This window comes from Streptomyces sp. Y2F8-2 (genome assembly GCF_014905555.1).
In the GTDB taxonomy this organism is placed as follows: domain Bacteria; phylum Actinomycetota; class Actinomycetes; order Streptomycetales; family Streptomycetaceae; genus Streptomyces; species Streptomyces cynarae.
Window position 1 is genome coordinate 69,974 of sequence record NZ_BNGS01000004.1, and the last position, 18,786, is coordinate 88,759.

Annotated in this window: 16 protein-coding genes; 7 read left to right on the forward strand and 9 right to left on the reverse strand. The window is 69.6% G+C overall.

Annotated features, from left to right (window positions below; all coding sequences use genetic code 11):
* Positions 1 to 65 precede the first annotated feature (65 nt).
* From SY2F82_RS14745 to SY2F82_RS14755, 3 genes are all read left to right on the forward strand, one after another.
* A complete protein-coding gene (locus SY2F82_RS14745) occupies positions 66 to 488 on the forward strand; it encodes a MarR family winged helix-turn-helix transcriptional regulator (protein ID WP_374707167.1) in 423 nt (140 codons plus the stop codon).
* A 123-nt stretch (positions 489 to 611) separates the two neighbouring features.
* Positions 612 to 2,627, forward strand: a complete 2,016-nt coding sequence (locus tag SY2F82_RS14750; protein ID WP_200419520.1) for an FAD-dependent oxidoreductase — start codon at positions 612 to 614, stop codon at positions 2,625 to 2,627.
* 29 nt (positions 2,628 to 2,656) lie between these two features.
* A complete protein-coding gene (locus SY2F82_RS14755) occupies positions 2,657 to 3,202 on the forward strand; it encodes a PadR family transcriptional regulator (protein ID WP_200419521.1) in 546 nt (181 codons plus the stop codon).
* Positions 3,203 to 3,447: 245 nt separating this feature from the next.
* Here SY2F82_RS14755 and SY2F82_RS14760 read toward each other — a convergent pair whose 3' ends face one another.
* The 3 genes from SY2F82_RS14760 to dhaK form a co-directional block, all read right to left on the reverse strand.
* Positions 3,448 to 3,843, reverse strand: a complete 396-nt coding sequence (locus SY2F82_RS14760) for a PTS-dependent dihydroxyacetone kinase phosphotransferase subunit DhaM (protein WP_374707168.1) — start codon at positions 3,841 to 3,843, stop codon at positions 3,448 to 3,450.
* Between the two features lie 13 nt (positions 3,844 to 3,856).
* A complete protein-coding gene (gene dhaL / locus SY2F82_RS14765) occupies positions 3,857 to 4,456 on the reverse strand; it encodes a dihydroxyacetone kinase subunit DhaL (RefSeq protein ID WP_200419523.1) in 600 nt (199 codons plus the stop codon).
* Between the two features lie 71 nt (positions 4,457 to 4,527).
* Positions 4,528 to 5,520: a dihydroxyacetone kinase subunit DhaK gene (gene dhaK, locus SY2F82_RS14770; RefSeq protein WP_200419524.1), complete on the reverse strand. Its 993-nt coding sequence runs from the start codon at positions 5,518 to 5,520 to the stop codon at positions 4,528 to 4,530.
* A 340-nt stretch (positions 5,521 to 5,860) separates the two neighbouring features.
* Here dhaK and SY2F82_RS14775 point away from each other — a divergent pair, with 340 nt between their 5' ends.
* Positions 5,861 to 7,498, forward strand: coding sequence for an APC family permease (locus tag SY2F82_RS14775; protein WP_200419525.1), 1,638 nt, complete (start codon positions 5,861 to 5,863; stop codon positions 7,496 to 7,498).
* A 104-nt stretch (positions 7,499 to 7,602) separates the two neighbouring features.
* Here the strand turns inward: SY2F82_RS14775 and SY2F82_RS14780 are convergent, their stop codons facing one another.
* The 6 genes from SY2F82_RS14780 to SY2F82_RS14805 form a co-directional block, all read right to left on the reverse strand.
* Positions 7,603 to 9,234 carry a glycoside hydrolase family 43 protein gene (locus SY2F82_RS14780; RefSeq protein ID WP_200419526.1) on the reverse strand — a complete coding sequence of 544 codons (1,632 nt, stop codon included), beginning with the start codon at positions 9,232 to 9,234 and terminating at the stop codon, positions 7,603 to 7,605.
* Positions 9,231 to 10,145, reverse strand: a complete 915-nt coding sequence (locus SY2F82_RS14785; protein ID WP_200419527.1) for a carbohydrate ABC transporter permease — start codon at positions 10,143 to 10,145, stop codon at positions 9,231 to 9,233. The genes SY2F82_RS14780 and SY2F82_RS14785 overlap by 4 nt, the downstream gene beginning before the upstream one ends.
* Positions 10,145 to 11,029 (reverse strand): carbohydrate ABC transporter permease, encoded by an 885-nt coding sequence (locus tag SY2F82_RS14790; RefSeq protein WP_200419528.1) that lies wholly within the window; start codon positions 11,027 to 11,029, stop codon positions 10,145 to 10,147. The genes SY2F82_RS14785 and SY2F82_RS14790 overlap by 1 nt, the downstream gene beginning before the upstream one ends.
* 10 nt (positions 11,030 to 11,039) lie before the next feature.
* The gene (locus SY2F82_RS14795; RefSeq protein ID WP_200419529.1) at positions 11,040 to 12,380 is read right to left on the reverse strand and encodes an ABC transporter substrate-binding protein; all 1,341 of its coding nucleotides are present in this window, start codon (positions 12,378 to 12,380) and stop codon (positions 11,040 to 11,042) included.
* A 379-nt stretch (positions 12,381 to 12,759) separates the two neighbouring features.
* Positions 12,760 to 13,848 carry a LacI family DNA-binding transcriptional regulator gene (locus SY2F82_RS14800; protein ID WP_200419530.1) on the reverse strand — a complete coding sequence of 363 codons (1,089 nt, stop codon included), beginning with the start codon at positions 13,846 to 13,848 and terminating at the stop codon, positions 12,760 to 12,762.
* A gap of 120 nt (positions 13,849 to 13,968) precedes the next feature.
* Positions 13,969 to 14,982 (reverse strand): hydroxyacid dehydrogenase, encoded by a 1,014-nt coding sequence (locus SY2F82_RS14805; protein WP_200419531.1) that lies wholly within the window; start codon positions 14,980 to 14,982, stop codon positions 13,969 to 13,971.
* A gap of 623 nt (positions 14,983 to 15,605) precedes the next feature.
* Here SY2F82_RS14805 and SY2F82_RS14810 point away from each other — a divergent pair.
* The 3 genes from SY2F82_RS14810 to SY2F82_RS14820 are packed head-to-tail and all read left to right on the forward strand — an operon-like array spanning position 15,606 to position 18,774.
* A complete protein-coding gene (locus tag SY2F82_RS14810) occupies positions 15,606 to 16,961 on the forward strand; it encodes an extracellular solute-binding protein (RefSeq protein ID WP_200419532.1) in 1,356 nt (451 codons plus the stop codon).
* Complete coding sequence (locus SY2F82_RS14815) at positions 16,958 to 17,953, forward strand: carbohydrate ABC transporter permease (RefSeq protein WP_200419533.1); 996 nt, start codon at positions 16,958 to 16,960, stop codon at positions 17,951 to 17,953. Before SY2F82_RS14810 ends, SY2F82_RS14815 begins: the two co-directional genes overlap by 4 nt.
* The gene (locus SY2F82_RS14820; RefSeq protein ID WP_200419534.1) at positions 17,950 to 18,774 is read left to right on the forward strand and encodes a carbohydrate ABC transporter permease; all 825 of its coding nucleotides are present in this window, start codon (positions 17,950 to 17,952) and stop codon (positions 18,772 to 18,774) included. The genes SY2F82_RS14815 and SY2F82_RS14820 overlap by 4 nt, the downstream gene beginning before the upstream one ends.
* Positions 18,775 to 18,786: the final 12 nt, after the last annotated feature.

An 18,786-nucleotide genomic window follows, 5' to 3' on the forward strand; every position in this document is an offset into this window, starting at 1 on the left:
TCATAATCGCGAGTGTGACCGACCAGAACGCGCCACTCGCTCCGGATGTCCTCGCCCCCCGTCTCATGGAGGTCTTCGCCCTCGTGGGCCCGCTGTACCGGCGGGTGCAACGCAAGGTCGAACAGGCCGAGGCGATCGAGGGCGTCTCCGTCGGTGTGCGCGCCGTTCTCGCCCTGCTGTGCGGGAACGGGCCCATGACCGTCCCGCAGATGGGGCGCGCCCAGGCGCTCAGCAGGCAGTTCGTGCAGCGGATGGTCAACGAGGCGGCGGCGCGCGGGTTGGTGGAGAGCATGCCGAACCCCGCCCACAAGCGCTCCCCGCTGTTCCGGCTCACGGACGAGGGCCGAGCGGTGATCGACGCCGTCACCGCCCGCGAGTACACCCTGCTGCGGCAGGTGCGCGGCGACCTGACCGAGGCCGATCTGCAGGCGTGTCTGCGTGTGCTGACCCGGATGCTCGACCTCTTCGACGACGTCGACGTGGACTGAGGGCCGGCTCAGGGCTGCCACCGGAAACCGCCGGGAACTGCCCATGCCAGTTTGTGCAACTAGTTGCACAAACTGGCCGCCGTCGTCTACAACAGACCCACGACACGCCGCACGGAGGGCCCCATGAGCCGCTACCCGCACCTGCTGACCCCGCTCGACCTGGGCTTCACCACGCTGCCCAACCGCGTGCTCATGGGCTCGATGCACGTGGGCCTGGAGGAGGCCGAGCGCGGCTTCGAGCGCATGGCCGCGTTCTACGCCGAGCGGGCGCGCGGGGGAGTGGGGCTCATCGTCACCGGCGGTATCGCCCCCAACGAGGCCGGACGCCCGTACGAGGGCGGCGCCAAGCTCACCACCGACGCGGAGGCCGAACAGCACCGCGTCATCACCGACGCCGTGCACCGCGAGGGCGGGCGGATCGCGATGCAGATCCTCCACTTCGGCCGCTACGCCTACCACCGCGACCTCGTCGCGCCCAGCGCCCTCCAGGCGCCGATCAGCCCGTTCGTCCCGCACGCCCTCACGGACGCAGAGGTCGACCAGACCATCGACGACTACGCACGCGCCGCCCGCCTGGCCCGGCAGGCCGGGTACGACGGCGTGGAGATCATGGGCTCCGAGGGCTACCTCATCAACGAGTTCATCGCGGCGGGGACCAACCGGCGCACCGACCGCTGGGGCGGCTCGTACGAGAACCGGATGCGTTTCCCGGTGGAGATCGTGCGCCGCGTGCGCGAGGCGGTCGGCGAGGACTTCATCGTCGTCTACCGGCTCTCCATGCTGGACCTCGTCCCCGGCGGCTCGTCCCTGGAGGAGGTCGTCACCCTCGCCAAGGCGGTCGAGGCCGCCGGAGCCACGATCATCAACACGGGCATCGGCTGGCACGAGGCCCGCATCCCCACCATCGCCACCTCCGTGCCGCGCGGCGCGTACGCCTGGGTGACCAAGAAGGTCATGGGGGCCGTCTCGGTGCCGCTGGTGACGACCAACCGCATCAACACCCCCGAGCTGGCCGAGCAGTTGATCGCCGAGGGATACGCCGACATGGTGTCCCTGGCCCGCCCGATGCTCGCCGACCCGGACTTCGTCGCCAAGGCCGCGGCCGGGCGGCCCGAGACCATCAACACCTGCATCGGCTGCAACCAGGCCTGCCTCGACCACACCTTCAGCGGGCAGATCACCTCCTGCCTGGTCAACCCGCGCGCCTGCCACGAGACCGAACTCGTCCTCGCCCCGACCCGGCTGCGCAAGCGCGTCGCCGTCGTCGGCGCCGGTCCCGCCGGACTGGCCTGTGCCGTCTCCGCCGCCGAGCGCGGCCACGACGTCACGCTCTACGAGGCGGCGGGTGAGATCGGAGGCCAGCTCAACGTGGCCCGCAAGGTGCCGGGCAAGCAGGAGTTCGACGAGACCCTGCGCTACTTCCGCACCCAGCTCGACCTGCACGGCGTGGACGTCCGGTTGAACACCGTCGTCGCCGCAGATGACCTGTCCGGATACGACGAGATCGTCGCGGCGACGGGCGTCACCCCCCGCACCCCCGACATCCCCGGCGCCGACCACCCCCGCGTCCTCGGCTACCTCGACGTGCTGCGGGACGGCGCGCCCGTCGGCGACCGCGTGGCGATCCTCGGCGCGGGCGGCATCGGGTTCGACGTCGCCGAGTACCTCACCGACAGCGGTGACAAGGCGAGCGAGGACCCGGCGACGTACTTCCGCCACTGGGGCGTCGACATGGACTACCGCGCCCCCGGCGGCCTCGCCGCCCCCGAGCGGCCCGCCCCGCCGCGCACCGTCCACCTCCTCCAGCGCAAGACCTCCAAGGTCGGCGCCGGGCTCGGCAAGACCACCGGCTGGATCCACCGCACCGAGCTGAAGCACCGGGGCGTGACCATGGTGCCGGGCGTCGGATACGACCGGATCGACGACGCCGGGCTGCACATCACCGTGGACGGGGAGAGCCGCGTCCTGGAGGTCGACACGATCGTCCTGTGCACCGGGCAGGAGCCGCGCCGCGACCTGTACGAGGAGCTTCTCGCCGCGGGCCGCACCCCGCACCTCATCGGCGGCGCCGACGTGGCGGCCGAGCTGGATGCCAAGCGTGCGATCAAGCAGGGCACGGAGCTGGCAGCGGCACTGTAGGAGCCGGAGCCGGTCCTTAGGATGAGGCCATGTCCCTCCCGCACGCGATCCTGACCGCCCTGCTGGAGAAGCCGTCGTCGGGGCTCGAACTGACCCGTCGGTTCGACCGCTCGATCGGCTACTTCTGGTCGGCCACCCACCAGCAGATCTACCGCGAGCTGGGACGCCTCGAGAGCGACGGCCTCATCCGCGCCCTGCCCGCCGAGCAGCCGGCCCGCGGGCAGAAGAAGTCGTACGAGGTCCTGCCGGCCGGCCGCGTCGAACTCGCCCGCTGGACGGCCGCCTCCCAGGACCCCAAGCCGCACCGGGACGTGCTCCTGCTGCGGCTGCGCGCCGCCGCCGTCGTCGGCACCGAGGGGATGGAGGCGGACCTGCGCCGCCATCTCGACCTGCACCGGCGTCAGTTGGCCGAGTACCGCGAGATCGAGGAACGCGACTTCGGGCCCGGCCGTGACTCGGTGCGGGACCGCCTCCAGCACCTCGTGCTGCGGGCCGGCATCGACCTGGAGACCTTCTGGATCCAGTGGCTCACCCACGCCCTGGAGGAGTTCCAGGAGCTGCCCGCACCCGAATAGCGGATCCGCCCGCACCCGGACAGCCCAACCGGGCCCCGCGGACGGGGGCGGTGTTGGCCCGGGCGCGTCCGGGCTACGTATGCTGGTGCCCCATGCGGCGTGAACTCGCTTGCCTTCCAGGGCAGTTCGTGCCGACGGCGCGGTCCGCTGTCGTCGCTGATCCCGCGCCGGCGAACGCGGCCGAGGGCCGGGGCCCCGATCCGCCCCAGCCCTCGGCTGCACCATCCCGACGCTTCGGGTGCCCGTCACTCCTTCCGGTAGGAGTACGCCTCCCCGGCCGCCGCCTCCACCGCCGCCAGGTCCGCGCCCGTCGACGCCGTGACCATCGCGGCGACCGCGCCCTCGACGAACGGGGCGTCGACGGCCCGGGTGTTCGGCGGGAGCTCGTCGCCCTCCGCGAGCAGCGCCTTCACGGTGAGGACCGCGCTGCCCAGGTCCATCAGGATCGCGACTCCCGCACCCCGGTCGACGGAGGCCGCCGCGGCGGACACCAGCTCGGAACTCGTACCGAACCCGCCGTCCACCGTGCCGCCCGCCGCGGCGATGGGCGCGGTGGCCCCGCCGCCCGACAGCGCCTTCGCCAGCGTCGCCACCGACTCGGCGACCGCCGGGCTGTGCGAGACGAGCACGATCCCGACCATCTTCTCCGTGCCGTCACTCACCGGAGGCCTCCACGAGCGCGGCGATCAGCAGGGCGGAGGAGGTGGCGCCGGGATCCTGGTGCCCGATGCTGCGCTCACCCAGATAGCTCGCCCGGCCCTTGCGGGCCTGCAAAGGGGTCGTCGCCACGGCACCCTCCTCGGCGGCGGCCGCCGCCGCCCGGAAGGAGGTGGCGAGCGCGTCCACCGCGGGTACCAGGGCGTCGATCATGGTCTTGTCGCCGGGCGCGGCCCCGCCGAGCGTCATCACCGCGTCCACACCCGCCCGTACGGCGTCCGTCAGCTGTTGCTCGGTCACCTCGGTGGCGTCCCCGAGGGCCTTGCCGGTGCGGCGCAGCAGCGTCCCGTACAGCGGGCCGGAGGCACCGCCGACCGTCGAGATCAACTGACGGCCCGCGAGCTGGAGAATCGCACCGGGCGTGTCCGGCGCCTCCTTCTCCAGCGTGGCCGTGACCGCGCGGAAGCCGCGCTGCAGGTTGCTGCCGTGGTCGGCGTCGCCGATCGGCGAGTCGAGCGCGGTCAGCCGCTCGGCCTCGCGGTCGACGGACGCGGCGGCCGCCGTCATCCAACGGCGGAAGAAGTCGGCGTCGAGCACTGCATCTCCTTGCCTGATACGAACGTTGACCTCACCCGTCTGCCCCGCGAGCGTCCCGGGGGACAGGTCGCTCACAGGCCCCAGCGCAGCGCCGGCGTGCTCACCGGTGCGTCCCACAGCCGCAGCAGCTCCTCGTCGATCTGGCACAGGGTGACCGAGGCGCCGGCCATGTCGAGGGAGGTGACATAGTTGCCGACCAGCGTGCGGGCCACCGGGACGCCACGCTCGGACAGCACCCGCTGCACCTCCGCGTTGTAGCCGTACAGCTCCAGCAGTGGGGTGGCGCCCATGCCGTTGACCAGGACCAGCACCGGATTGCGGGGCTCCAGGTCGTCCAGGACGGCGTTCACCGAGAAGTCCGCGATCTCCCGGGCGGTCATCATCGGGCGCCGCTCACGGCCCGGCTCGCCGTGGATGCCGATACCCAACTCCAGCTCGCCGGGCGGCAGGTCGAAGGTGGGGGTCCCCTTGGCGGGCGTGGTGCAGGCGCTGAGGGCGACACCGAAGCTCCGGGAGTTCTCGTTGACCTGCCGGGCGATGGACTGCACCCGCTCCAGCGGCTGCCCCTCGTCGGCCGCCGCCCCCGCGATCTTCTCCACGAACAAGGTGGCGCCGGTGCCGCGCCGGCCCGCCGTATAGAGGCTGTCGGTGACGGCGACGTCATCGTTGACCAGGACCTTCGCGACCTGGATGCCCTCGTCCTCGGCGAGCTCGGCCGCCATGTCGAAGTTCAGCACGTCGCCGGTGTAGTTCTTCACGATGAACAGGACACCGGCGCCGCTGTCCACGGCGGCCGCCGCACGTACCATCTGGTCGGGCACCGGAGAGGTGAACACCTCGCCGGGGCAGGCCGCCGACAGCATGCCGGGGCCCACGAAGCCGCCGTGCAGCGGCTCGTGGCCCGAACCGCCGCCGGAGACGAGCGCGACCTTTCCGGCGACCGGGGCGTCACGCCGTACGATCACCCGGTTCTCCACATCGACGGACAGCTCGGGGTGCGCGGCCGCCATGCCCCGCAGCGCGTCGGCGACCACCGTCTCCGAGACATTGATCAACATCTTCATGGGAGCCTCCTGCGTCCACTCGCTGTCGGCAGTATCGATGTTCGGGAGGCGGCGGTCACGTGTGCGGACGTTCTTCAGCGCGTCCGGCTTGCTCGGACCGCTCGGCATGGGCAGGTCGAATACCTCCGCCGGTGTGACCTGTCTTACTCTCTTCTCATATTCCTCGACTGAATACGGACATTCCGGAAACCCAGCTGACCTGCGCAAAGCGCGAGTAAAAGAAATCCCCTTGGAATAGTCAAATTTCAGGTGACGACCTTCTGTCGAACGGGCCTCGGTTCCTACCCTGAGCCGCCAATTGTGCGTTAATTCCCTGCTCAGATAGTGAGAGGCCCTTGACATGGTGAACCTGGACCATGCAGCCCCTGACGCCACCCGCGACCGGACCGGTCTGCGGCGGGACGTCGGGTTGATCGGACTCATGTGGGCCTCGGTCGGTTCCATCATCGGCTCCGGCTGGCTCTACGGAGCCGAGAAGGCCGTCGTCATGGCGGGTCCCGCGGCGATCATCTCGTGGGTGATCGGCGCGGTGGCGATCGTCCTGCTGGCGCTGGTGCACGCCGAACTGGGCGGTATGTTCCCGGTGGCAGGCGGCACGGCCCGCTACCCGCACTACGCCTTCGGTGGTCTGGCCGGTATGTCGTTCGGCTGGTTCTCCTGGCTGCAGGCGGCGACCGTGGCACCGATCGAGGTCGAGGCGATGATCGGCTACGCCGGTCACTGGCACTTCGCCCAAGGCTTCCAGCACGCCGACGGCACCCTGACGACCAGTGGGTTCATCGTCGCGGTCGTCCTGATGGCCGTCTTCGTCCTGGTCAACTTCCTCGGTGTGCGTGTCCTGGCCCACACGAACAGCGCGGCCACCTGGTGGAAGATCGCAGTGCCGCTGGCCACGATCTTCATCATCGCGGTGGGCAACTTCCACCCGCACAACTTCACCGCCCACGGCTTCGCCCCGTTCGGCGCCAAGGGCGTGCTGAGCGCGATCTCCTCCAGCGGCATCATCTTCGCCCTGCTCGGCTTCGAGCAGGCGATCCAGCTGGCGGGCGAGAGCCGGGACCCGAAGCGCGACCTGCCGCGCGCCACGCTCGGCTCGGTGGCGATCGGCGCCGTCATCTACGTACTGCTCCAGGTCGTGTTCATCGGTGCGCTGCCGGTCAGCTCCTTCGCGCACGGCTGGGCCAAGCTGGACTTCCCGGGCATCAGCGGCCCTTGGGCGGGCCTGGCGACGCTGGTCGGCCTCGGCTGGCTCGGCGTGGTGCTGTACATCGACGCCGTGATCTCCCCCGGAGGCACTGGCCTGATCTACACCACGGCCACCTCGCGCGTCTCCTACGGTCTGTCCAAGAACGGCTACGCGCCGAAGCTCTTCGAGAAGACCGACGCCCGCGGTGTGCCGTGGTTCGGCCTGGCCATCTCCTTCCTGACCGGCATCATCTGCTTCCTGCCCTTCCCGAGCTGGCAGGAGCTGGTCGGCTTCATCACCTCCGCGAGCGTCCTGATGTACGCCGGCGCGCCGCTGGCCTACGGTGTCTTCACCGACCGCCTCCCGGGCCGTGAGCGCCCCTATCGCCTGCCTGCGGGCAAGGTGATCGCGCCGCTGTCCTTCGTGGTCGCCAACCTCATCATCTACTGGGCCGGCTGGGACACGCTGTGGCGGCTCGGCGTGGCGATCATCCTCGGGTATGTGCTCCTCGGCGCCTACGCCTGGTACGCCACGAGCAAGAACCTGCCGGACGCGCCCCGTCTGGACTGGAAGGCCGCCCAGTGGCTGCCGGTCTACCTGGTGGGCATCGGCCTGATCTCCTGGCAGGGCGGCTTCGGCGGCCAGGGCCACATCGGCCTGTGGTGGGACATCCTGGTCGTCGCCGCGTTCTCCCTGGTCGTCTACTACTGGGCGAGGGCCACCGCGTCGCAGCCCGAGGAGATCGAGCGGAGCATCGAGGAAGTCGTGGTCACCGACGCCCCGGCTCACTGATCCGGCTCACCGACCCGGCCCCGACGTGTCCCGTCGGCCGCAGCCACCCGGCTGTGGCCGACGGGACACCGTCTTTTCCCACAGGGAAGAGCGGCTGGGGCTTTTCACCCGTGATGACGCGTCAGCTCCGCTCCCCCCAGGACCGTCACCCGGGGCGTGCAGGTGAGACGGAAGCCGGTGAAGTCGGCCGTGAACGCGGCGTCGACCAGGTCGCGGGCGTGGATGCCCACGAAGGCGCCCGTGAACCGCAGCCGGGAGCCGTGGTCGTCGGACAGTCGGCTGAAGTCGAGCGGCGGCCCGACCGGCGTGCGCGCGCCCGCCCGTACATACCAGAACCGGGCCTCGGCGCCGTCGACGGTGACGCCCAGCGTGACCGGGCCGCGCGCGTCCACGTCGACCAGGACGACCTGCCGGAGGTCCTGCTCGTCCCGCTCCACCAGGCTGAGCACGGTACGGCCGGCCACCCGCCACTGCTGGCCCCGCTGCGGTTCGCCGTCGGGCTCCGCCCAGGTCAGGTCGAGCGTCAGGTAGGAGCGGGTGTCGTACCAGAGGACGAGGCCGGCGGCCTGGGTGAAGGTGCGTGGCGCCGCCTCCACCGTGACCTCGGCCTCCGCGCGGTGCTCGCTGACGCGCTGGGCGAGCAGGCTCTGCCCCCACAGCGACTCGGGCCCCTGACGGCCACGCAGCCGGATCCAGCCCGGACGGCTGGTGGTGTCGGCCCAGGACGGGTCCGGGTATCCGCGCAGGGTGCTCCAGGGCCAGGACAGCGGCTCGGGCCGCTCGACCGGCGGCGCCGGGTCGGGGTGCGTGGGGACGTCGACCTCGACCAGGGGGTGCCAACCTCCCTGCCGCAGCCGGGGCCAGCCGTCCGTGTCCCAGGTCACGGCCTGGATCGCTGTCTCGCGGCCGAGGGTGCACCGGGGACCGTCCGGGGTCCGCAGCGGACGGGCCGTCAGATGGCTCATGACCCACGCCCCGTCCGGCGTCTCGACCAGCTCCGCGTGCCCCGCCTTCTGCAACGGCAGCGAGGGATCGTCCCGGCTCGTCAGCAGGGGAGCGTCGTCCAGTTCGTACGGGCCGGTGATGGTCCGCCCGCGCGCCACTCGCACCCCGTGCTGGAAGCCCGTTCCTCCCTCCGCGAGGACCAGGTAGTACCAGCCGTCGCGTCGCAGGAGCTTCGGACCCTCGATGAGCCGTTCGTGCTGAAGCAGCAGGTGCGTGTCACCGAGCGGGGCGAGGGTGGCTCGGTCCAGCTCCGTCAGGACGATCCCCGCGAAACGGTCCCCGCCGGGACGGTGGTCGTTCTGGAGGTTGAGCAGCCACAGCCGGCCCCCGTCGTGGAAGAGCGCCGGGTCGAAGCCATGGCTCGCGACCCTGCGCGGCGCACTCCACTTCCCGTCCACCTCGGTCGCCGTGGTGACGTACGTGTCCAGGTCGAAGTACGCCGTGCCGACCGAGCGGACGATCGTGTAGACCATCCAGAACCGTTCGCCGTCCCAGCTCAGCGACGGCGCCCAGATGCCCCCCGAGTCGGGGACCCCGGCCAGTGAGTCCCCGGGGACCGCGCCCCGCACATGACCCGCGTACTCCCAGTGCGCCAGATCGCGCGACCGGTGGATCGGGATCGTCGGGAACCACTCGAACGAACTCGTGGCCACGTAGTACCGGTCGCCGACCCGGACCAGCGAGGGGTCCGGGGCGAAACCGCGGATCACGGGATTGCGCAGCACGGTCACTTGAGGGCTCCCAGAGTGACGCCGGTCCGCCAGTAGCGGCGCATCGCCACCATCATGATCGCCATCGGCACGATGGACAGCAGTGCACCGGTCAGCACGAGCCCCGTCAGGTCGATGCCGGACTCCATCCGCGTGCCCGACCAGTTGTACAGGCCGAGGTTCAGGGTCCAGTTCTCCTTGCCGCGCAGCACGGTCAGCGGGAGGAAGAAGGCGTTCCAGGTGTTGACGAAGGCGAGCAGGAACACCGTCGCGCCGCCCGTCGTCATCATCCGCAGCACGATGCTGAAGAAGATCCGCAGCTCACCGGCGCCGTCGATGCGGGCCGCCTCCAGCAGCTCGTAGGGGATCGTGGCTTCCGTGTACACCTTGGCCAGGTACACGCTGAACGGGTTGATCAGGCAGGGGATCAGCATCGCCCAAGGGGTGTCCACCAGGCCGATCGCCGAGAACAGCAGGTAGAGGGGGAGCGTGAGAAGCGCGATCGGGATCAGGAACGAGCCCACGACGCACGCGAAGACCACGTTCCGGCCGGGGAAGTCGAAGCGCGCCAGGCCGTAGCCCGTGGCGAGCGCGACCAGCGTGCCGCCGAGGGAGCCGACGCCCGCGTACAGGAACGAGTTCGCCGTCCAGCGCAGGAAGATGCCGTCCTGGTAGGTGAACACCTCGTGCAGGTTGTCCCACAGGTGCCATCCGGAGAACCACAGGCCGTTGCTCTGGTACAGCTCGGTGCGGTTCTTGGTCGCGGCGACCAGCAGCCACCACACCGGGAACAGGCTGTAGACGCCGGCCAGGATCAGCCCGAGGAGCAGGAAGCGCTGACCGCCCCGCCCGCGGGAGGCCGCGTCCGGGCGCGTCAGGCGCCGGACGCTGCGAGCGGGGGGCCGCTTGGTGGGCGTGTCCGTCAGCACCATCAGTCGGCCTCCTTCGAGGTGAACCGGTAGAAGAGGAAGGAGGCGACGCCGAGGATCAGGGCGAGCAGCACCGACAGGGCCGCGGCGTAGTGATAGTTGTTGGAGTTGAATGCCTGGTTGTAGATGATCATGATCGGGGTGAAGCTGTCGCTGACCGTCTGCGGGGTGACGTTCCGGAACAGCGCGGGCTCGTTGAAGATCTGCAGCATCTGGATGATCGAGAGCAGACCGGTCAGAACCAGGGCCCCGCGCACGTACGGGATCTTGATGCTGCGCGCGATGCGGATCTCGGAGGCGCCGTCGAGCCGGGCCGCCTCGAACAGTTCGCGGGGAACGCCCTGCAGCGCCGCGTAGATGATCACCATGTTGTAGCCGATGCCGTGCCAGGTGAGCAGGTTGCCGATGGACGGCCACACCATCGACGGCGCGAAGAAGTTCCAGTGGAAGCCGAAGAACTCGCCGAGCGGGGTGAGGGGGCCGACGTCCGGGCTGTAGAGGTTGACCCACATGATCGCGGCGACCACACCGGGGATCATGTAGGGCACCAGCAGCAGGATCCGGAAGCGGCCGGCCACCCGCGCGGTGACCGCGTCCAGGAGCAGCGCCAGTACCAGGCTGATGAACAGCATCACCGGGATCTGGACGCAGGCGAACAGCACCACCCGCAGGATGGAGCCCATGAACGCCGAGTCCGTCAGGCCCTTGGTGTAGTTGTCGAGCCCGGTGAACTCAGTGGTGGAGCCTCCGAGTCCGAGGCCGGACTGCTGCTCGCGGAACAGCGACTCGTAGACGGCGTACCCGATGGGGAGCAGGTACAGGAAGACGAAGCCGAGCTGGAAGGGCACCGTGAAAGCGGCACCCTTCCAGCGCATGGAGCGAATCATCGAGACTGCCTCAGCCCTTGACGCTGATACCGCGGGACTTCAGGTCATTGACGGTCCACTGCTGCATGTGCGCGAGCAGATCGGTGACCTTCTCCTGCTTGTTGACCACCTTGGCCCAGCCCGCCTGCATCTCCGTGAACATCGCGGTCCAGTCCGGGCCGAAGGTCCAGTCGGTGGTGACGGTCTTCAGGCTGTCCTTCACGACCTGTTGAGCCGCCTCGTAGTTCTTGCCGAGCAGCTTCTGGGAGGTCGCCTCGGCGACGTACGAGTCACTGTCCGCCAGCGCCGGGAACACGCCGTTGCCGGTCTCCGGGCTCGCCATCGTCTTGACGGCGGTCTGGTCCGTGGACATCCACAGTGCCGCCTGGGCGGCCTGCTCCTGGTTCTTGCACTGCTTGGCCACCAGGGTCACGCTGCCGGTCAGGTTGGTGCCGGCCGGGGTCTTGGGCGCCTCGCCCTTGAACGTCGGCCAGGGGGCCAGCGCCCACTTGCCGAAGGACTTGGTGAAGTTCGCGACCATGCCGGACTGCTGCCAGGTGGAGATCTGCCGGGTCGCGGAGCCGCCGTTGTCGTAGTTGCGCTGCACGGCCGCGTAGTCGGCGAACGACAGCTTGGAGTTCAGGTCGCTGTCGATGATGTCCTGGATCACCTGCGCGGCCTTCAGGCTCCCCGGGTCCTGGAAGTTCACCTTCCAGGAGTTGCCGTCGATGGAGTACCAGTGTGCCCCGGCCTGCATCGCGAGAACCTCGAGCGTGCTCGGGTCCTCACCGGCGAAGTTGGTGATCTTGATGCCGTGCTTCTTCAGTTCCTTGCCCGCAGCGATGAAGTCGTCCCAGGTCGCCGGGGGCTTCAGGCCGTACTTCTGGAAGATGTCGGTGCGGTAGATCGTGAAGTTCGGCGCCGAGCTGGTGGGAACGCCGTACATCTTGCCCTGCACCTGTGCGCTCGCCCAGGAGCCCGGGTTGAACTTGTCCTTGCTGGACTCGACGTACTGGGTGATGTCGGCGAGGGCGCCCTGAGACACCCAGCTGGTCACGTACTCGGCCGTGTTCTGCACCAGGCAGGGCGCGTTGCCCGCCTTCACCGCGTTGGTCAGCTGCTTCTGCATGGTCAGCTGGTCGGTGACCTTGGTGTACTTCAGCTTGATGTCCTTGTGCGAGGCGTTGAACGCCTTCACGACGGCCTCCTGGCCGTTGGCCCAGCCCCAGAAGTCGAGGGTGACGGGGCCGGAGGACTTCGACTTCGCGTCGTCGCCCGAGTCGGATCCGCCGCAGGCGGTGAGGAGACCTGTCAGCGCGATGCCCGCGACGGCGGCGTGGGCGAACCTTCTCCGGGAGCTGGTGAAGTTCATCTGACCGTGATCCTTCGGAATGTAGGCGTTCTCAGAACGAGAGGACGGCGGCTCGGTGTTGGCCAGGAACAGCGGCCGGGAAACCGTCGGCTCGCGGTTGCGGGGGTCGGCCAAGCTGAAGCGGTAGTAAGCGGTTGCCGTGGACCGTAGGACGATTCCACGTCTCTAGCAAGAGGGCTGGCGGAAATAGTTACGGCCCGTTGTCCGGCGCGTAAGCCGGGAGGATGGGGTGGCCGTTGTGGGGCTTCAGGGATTTGCGCAGGTCAACGCAGTACAAGGGCGCTTGCGTTGGCTCTTCTGCTACGCGGTAAGCGTTCTCAGGGACGGTCGGCCCCCGAGCTGAAACCGTTTACGAAACTTCGAACTTACCGATGCGATGTCACGGCCGTCGCCGCGGCGGCTGCACGGAGGCGCGTACGACGACGTGCGTGCCCAGCACCATGTGGTCGCCGTCGCTTCCCCTGCGGCGGCTCGCGCCGCTCTCGCGCCGGTCCGCCACCGCGCGCAGCGCGACGCGGCCCATCTCCTCGTACGGGACGTGCACGGTGGTCAGTTGGGGAGTGAGCTGGGAGGCGAGCGGGATGTCGTCGTAGCCGACGATGGAGACGTCCTCGGGCACACGGAGGCCCGCCGCGCGCAGCGCCTGCATGGCGCCCGCGGCCACCACATCGGTACCGGCGAGAACGGCGGTGAAGTCCGGCGTTTCGTGCAGGGCGGCCTCGACGGCCGTGTACCCGTGCTCGTCGTCGTACGGCCCGTGCCGCACCAGGCCCGGGTCGAACGGCACCCCGTACGCCTCGAAGGCCCGCTGCGCGCCCTTCAAGCGGCCCTGCGCGGTGGTGAGTTCGGCGGGTCCCGGCAGCACCAGGACGCGGCGGTGCCCGGCGGACAGCAGATGGCTCGCCATCGCGTAGGCCCCGCCCTCGTTGTCGTAGTCCACCGTCGTCGCCGGTACGTCGCCCTCCAGGGGCGGCCTGCCGACCAGCACCAGGTGCGAGCCGGCCGCGTCCAGGGAGCGGGCGAAGCGGGCCATCCTCAGCTGGTACTCGTCGAAGTCGTACGCCCCGCCGAGCAGCACCACCGCGGCGACGCCCTGCTGGCGCATGAGGTTGACCAGCGCGAGTTCCCGCTCGGGGTCGTCCCCGGTGGTGCCCACCAGTGACAGCCAGCCGCGCAGCGAGGCGGCGCCCTCGACGCCCTTGGCGACGTGGGCGAACGCGGCGCCCGTGATGTTGTTCAGCAGGATCGCCACGGTCGGTGTGCCACCGCCGGCCAGGGAGCGGGCGTGGGCGTTGGTGACGTAGTCCAGGTCCCGTACGACCTTCATCACCCGGCGGCGCAGCTCGTCGGAGACGGGGTAGTTGCCCGACAGGACGCGCGACACGCTGGCGACCGACACGCCCGCCCGTTCCGCCACGTCGCGGATGGTGGCCCGTCCGGCCTCGGCCGGCGCCTTGCGCTGACTCACCGTAGCGACTCCTTCACGGTAGGGACCTTCTCGTCGAGGAGCCGGGGTCCCGCCCTCCCCCCGGTGTCGAAACCGTATCCCATCGTTACTCCCCGGCGGACCGGGTTGTGGACGGGCCGTTCACGCGACACGGGCCAGATCGGCACGGCGCACCTCATGGGCCAGCGGCAGGCCCGCGACCAGGCGCTCGACCTCCGCCACGACCACGAGGCCGAGGCGTTCCAGCTCGTTGCCGAGCGAGCCCGCGATGTGCGGGGTGAGGAAGACGTTGGGGAGCTCGTACAACGGGGAGCCGGCGGGCAGCGGCTCGGGCTCCGTGACGTCCAGGACCGCGCTCAGACGGCCGCAGACCAGCTCGTCGGTCAGGGCGTCCTGGTCGACCAGGGCGCCCCGGGAGGTGTTGATCAGCACACCGCCGTCCCGGATGAGGGCGAGCCGGTCGCGGCTGAGCATGCGCTGGGTCTCGGGGATGTCGGGGGCGTGCAGGCTGACGATGTCGCTGCGACGCAGCAGTTCGTCCAGCGGCAGGGACTCGGCGCCGAGCGCCTGCGCCTCGTCGGCCGTCACGTAGGGGTCGTAGAGGAAGGTCCTGAAGTCGAACGGGCGCAGCAGTTCCAGGAGCCGGCGCCCCACCCGCGATGCGCCGATGACGCCGATCCGGCGGCCGAGGTTCCCGATGCCCGAGGTCTCGGCGGGGGAGGGGTAGGCGTGCGTGTGCCGGAACCGCTCCCGGTGCCCGAAGGCGTCCTTGCCCGCGAGCAGGATCATCGCGAGCGTGTACTCCGCGACCGGCAGCGCGTTGCCGGTCACCGCGCTGGACACGGTGACACCCCGCCGCCACAGCGCTTCGCCGACCAGCGAGCGGACCGAGCCGGCGGCATGCAGCACCGCGCGCAGCTCTGGCGCCGCCGTCAGGGTGCGAGCGTCCAGACGGGGGCAGCCCCAGCCGGTGACCAGTACCTCGGCCCGGGCCAGCGCGGATGCGGCCGCCGGGTCGGTGAAGTCCCGTACGACGAGTGCGCTGTCGATGTCGACCGCCTTCTGCAACCGGGCCATGAGCGGCGGGGGGAACAGCAGGGGCAGGTGCACCGGATCCATGGCGAACACGGCCATGGGGGGCTGGGCGCTGGGCATGTCTCTCCCGAAGCGTGTCGGTAACGTTTTCTGAAAGCGCCTTCTACCGTAATTCTGCTGCGGAGTCCCGGTCAATCGGTACGACCGGGGTGCCGGGATGGACGGTTTTCGGCCGCTTCCGCAGGCAAATGCCCACGTCGCAGCAGGTCAGGGCGGTGTCCGTCGGCGTGGTGTGAGCCGGCATGGAGGGGTACGGGCGGGCCCGCAGGGGTGGGCCGTAACGGTTTCCGCCGCTCACCGGGGGTGTGGCGGTCGGTTGTCACCATCAGTCGCCGACGATCCGGCGATCCGGCGATGGCTCGTGCCGGCTGCCCGGATCGGGAGTGTCCGCTTCCGGATGGCCTCCACTCCGGGTAACAGGATCAGCGGACTTCGCAATTGCCCAGCTCATCGGCCTTGCGGGGCCCGAGGCGCGGCGGTCCCCACCTCTGTTCGTGCACGTCTCGGCTGTTACACAGACTTTTCGAAAATCTGCGAAGCCCCTTGACGCGCCATCGGTCCCGGAAGAAGCTCTGCCCACTTGGTCGTAGCAACCGGTTGCTACCTGTTACTCCGGCGGGACCCGCCTGCGTTCCCGTGGCAGAGCCCGTACCGCGTTCCCCGAAGCAGAAGGTGAGGCGTTCATGCGCTCCCACGCCGGTGCTCCCCCCAGTCGCCGTCGCTTCCTCGCCCTGTCGGCCGGCGGCGCCGTGGCCGGTGCGGCGGCCCTCAGCGGATGTGCGCTGCAGGTGGCGGGCGCCGCGGACAGCGGGGGCGGCGGCGACTCGATCACGGTGATGGTCAATGAGGGCGACATCACCGATGACCAGATCAAGCAGGCGCAGAAGGAGCTCGGCATCAGGATCGTCCGGGTCAAGTACGACGTCACCCGCCTGATCGCGATGCTCACCGCGGGCAAACCTCCGGAGCTGGTGCGCGGCGTCGGTGCCACGGACGCGCCGTACTTCGCCGCACGCGGTGTCGCCGAGAATCTGGACCCGTACTTCGCGGGGAGCACGGTCCTCAAGGTCGACGACCTCGACCCGGTGAACGACCTGTGGCGCTGGGACGGCAAGGCCCAGGGCAAAGGTCCCCGCTACGGCATGGCGAAGGACTTCTCCCAGGACTCCATGTACTGGTACAACACCGCACTGTTCGACCAGAAGGGCGTCGCGTACCCGTCCGCCACGGAGCCGATCACCTACGAGGAGTGGCTGGAGAAGGCCGAACGGCTCACCCAGCGCAAGGGCGGCCAGACCAGGGTGTTCGGCGGCAGTTACAACGGCGTCGGCCTGACCGTCAACCTCGCGGCCCTCACGGCCGCCGCCGGCGGCAACCTGTTCACCGACGACTACGCCGCCATCGACTTCTCCAGCCCGGAGGCCCGCAAGGCGCTCACCTGGTACGTGGACTACGCGAAGACGGGGGTCGGACCGAGCCTCATCAACCCGAACCCCGACACCTGGGACGGCCCCACCTACATGGCGAACCGCATGGCCATGACCAACTCGGGCTACTGGCTCGGCGGCATGATCAACGGAGACGAGACGGTGGCGAAGGCGTCCCGCCTCGCCCCCGCGCCCCGATTCGCCGGCGGCCCCCGCATCAGCGCCTGCCAGGCCGGTACCGGCTTCTGGGTGCCGAAGAAGGCGCACAACAAGCAGGCGGCCTGGCGCGTCTTCGAATGGTTCTTCGGCCAGGGCCCCGCCAAGGACCGCGCGACCGGCGGCTGGGGCATCCCCACCCTGAAGTCCCTCCGCCCCTTGATGCCCCGTCAGAAGGACTACCAGAAACAGGTCGTCGCGGTGCAGGAGGCCGACCTGAAGCACTTCTCGGTCGTCTCCTTCACGCCCTACGCCAAGGTCGAGGCCCTGGACGCGGTCATCAACCTGATCATCCCCGCCGCGATGAGGGGCCAGATGTCCATCGGCACGCTGATCGACCGGCTCAACGACAAGACGAACGAAGAGATGAAGCGCGGAAGGGAGCTGGTGTCATGACGGCCGACCAACTGGCCACCGTCGCCGGGCGGCCCGGCCACGCCCGGGGCGCCGACCGCGCTCAGACCGCGCGGCGGCGCACCTCCGTCGCAACGCGACAGCACCGCGCGTTCTACATGTTCACCGCGCCCTGGATCGCGGGATTCCTGCTGCTGACCATCGGCCCGATGGCGTTCGCGCTGTGGCTGAGCCTCACCACGTTCGACGGGATCTCCCCGAACTGGCACTGGATCGGCCTCGCCAACTACCGCGAGCTGCTGAGCGACTCGGTCACCTGGGGCGCCCTGGGCCGGACCGGGCTGTTCGCGGTGACCTCCGTGCCCCTGTCGATCGTCGCGGGCCTCGCCCTCGCGGTCCTCGTCAACCGGCCCATCAAGGCCCGCGGCATCTTCCGCACCCTGCTGTACCTGCCGGCCGTCGTACCGCCGGTCGGGGCGGGCCTCATCTTCAAGCAGCTCTTCGACACGAACTCCGGCGCCACCAACGGTGTCCTCGACATCTTCGGCATCAACGCCGTCGCCTGGCTCAGCGACCCGTACGCCCGCTACGTGCTGCTGATGACCGTGCTGTGGGGCGCGGGCAACGTCATGATCATCTCGCTGGCCGGCCTCCAGGACATCCCCCGCGAACTCCACGAGGCCGCCCGGGTCGACGGTGCGAGCGCCTGGCGCACCTTCCGCAGCGTCACCGTGCCGCTGCTGTCGCCGGTGCTGCTCTTCCAGGCCGTGACGGGCGTGATCGCCTCCGTGCAGACCGTGATGCCGCTGCTGCTGGCGTCCCAGCCCCCGCCCGGGGGCGTCACGTCCGTCCCGCAGTCCAACTACCTGTACATGATGCACGTGTTCGCGGAGTACTTCGCCTACGGCCGTTTCGGCTACGCCTCCGCCCTGCTGTGGGTCCTGTTCGTGCTGATCCTGATCGTCACGGGACTCATCTTCAAGACCACGTCCGGCGTGGTGTTCTACAACGTCGACCCGGAGGCGAAGAAGTGACCGCCCGGCTGCCCCGCCTCGCCCTGTACGCGGCGCTCGTCATCATCACCGGCCTGTTCCTCGGCCCGTTCGGCTGGCTGGTGATCACCGCCCTGAAGTCCACCTCGGAACTCGCGGCCTCGCCCGTGCACTGGTGGCCCCACGACCTCAAGTGGGGGAACTTCGCCGACGCGTTCACCAACATCGACTTCCTCGGCTACGCCCGCAACTCCCTCATCATCGCAACGATCTACGCGACGCTCGTCACGCTCAGCTCGGCATGGGTCGGCTTCGGCTTCGCACGCCTGTCCGCGCCCGGCAAGAAGCAGATGTTCGGCGTGCTGCTCGGCACGATGATGCTGCCGCAGATGATCACGCTCTTCCCGACCTACCTGATCTTCGCGAAGCTCGGCATGGTCGACACGTACTGGCCGTGGGCGCTGTGGGGCCTGTCCGGCGCACCTTTCCTCATCTTCCTGTTCCGGCAGTTCTTCGCCGGCATGCCCCGCGAACTGGAGGAGGCCGCGATCGTCGACGGCTGCGGCTGGAGCGGGATCTTCTGGCGGATCTTCCTGCCGCAGTCCTGGCCGGCGCTCGCGACCAGCTTCGTCATCGCCTTCACCTGGAGCTGGGGCGACTACATCGCTCCGATGCTGCTGCTGTCCAACGACCGTTCCACGCTCGCCGTCGCCATCTCCACGTCGTACGTCAACGCCCAGGGCCTGCCGGTCAACAACTGGATCGCGGCGGGCACCGTGATGTACGTCGTCCCCATCCTGCTGATCTTCCTGGTCGCCCAGCGCGGTTTCGTCACCGGGATGTCCACATCCGGACTCAAGTGACCGCCGTTTCTC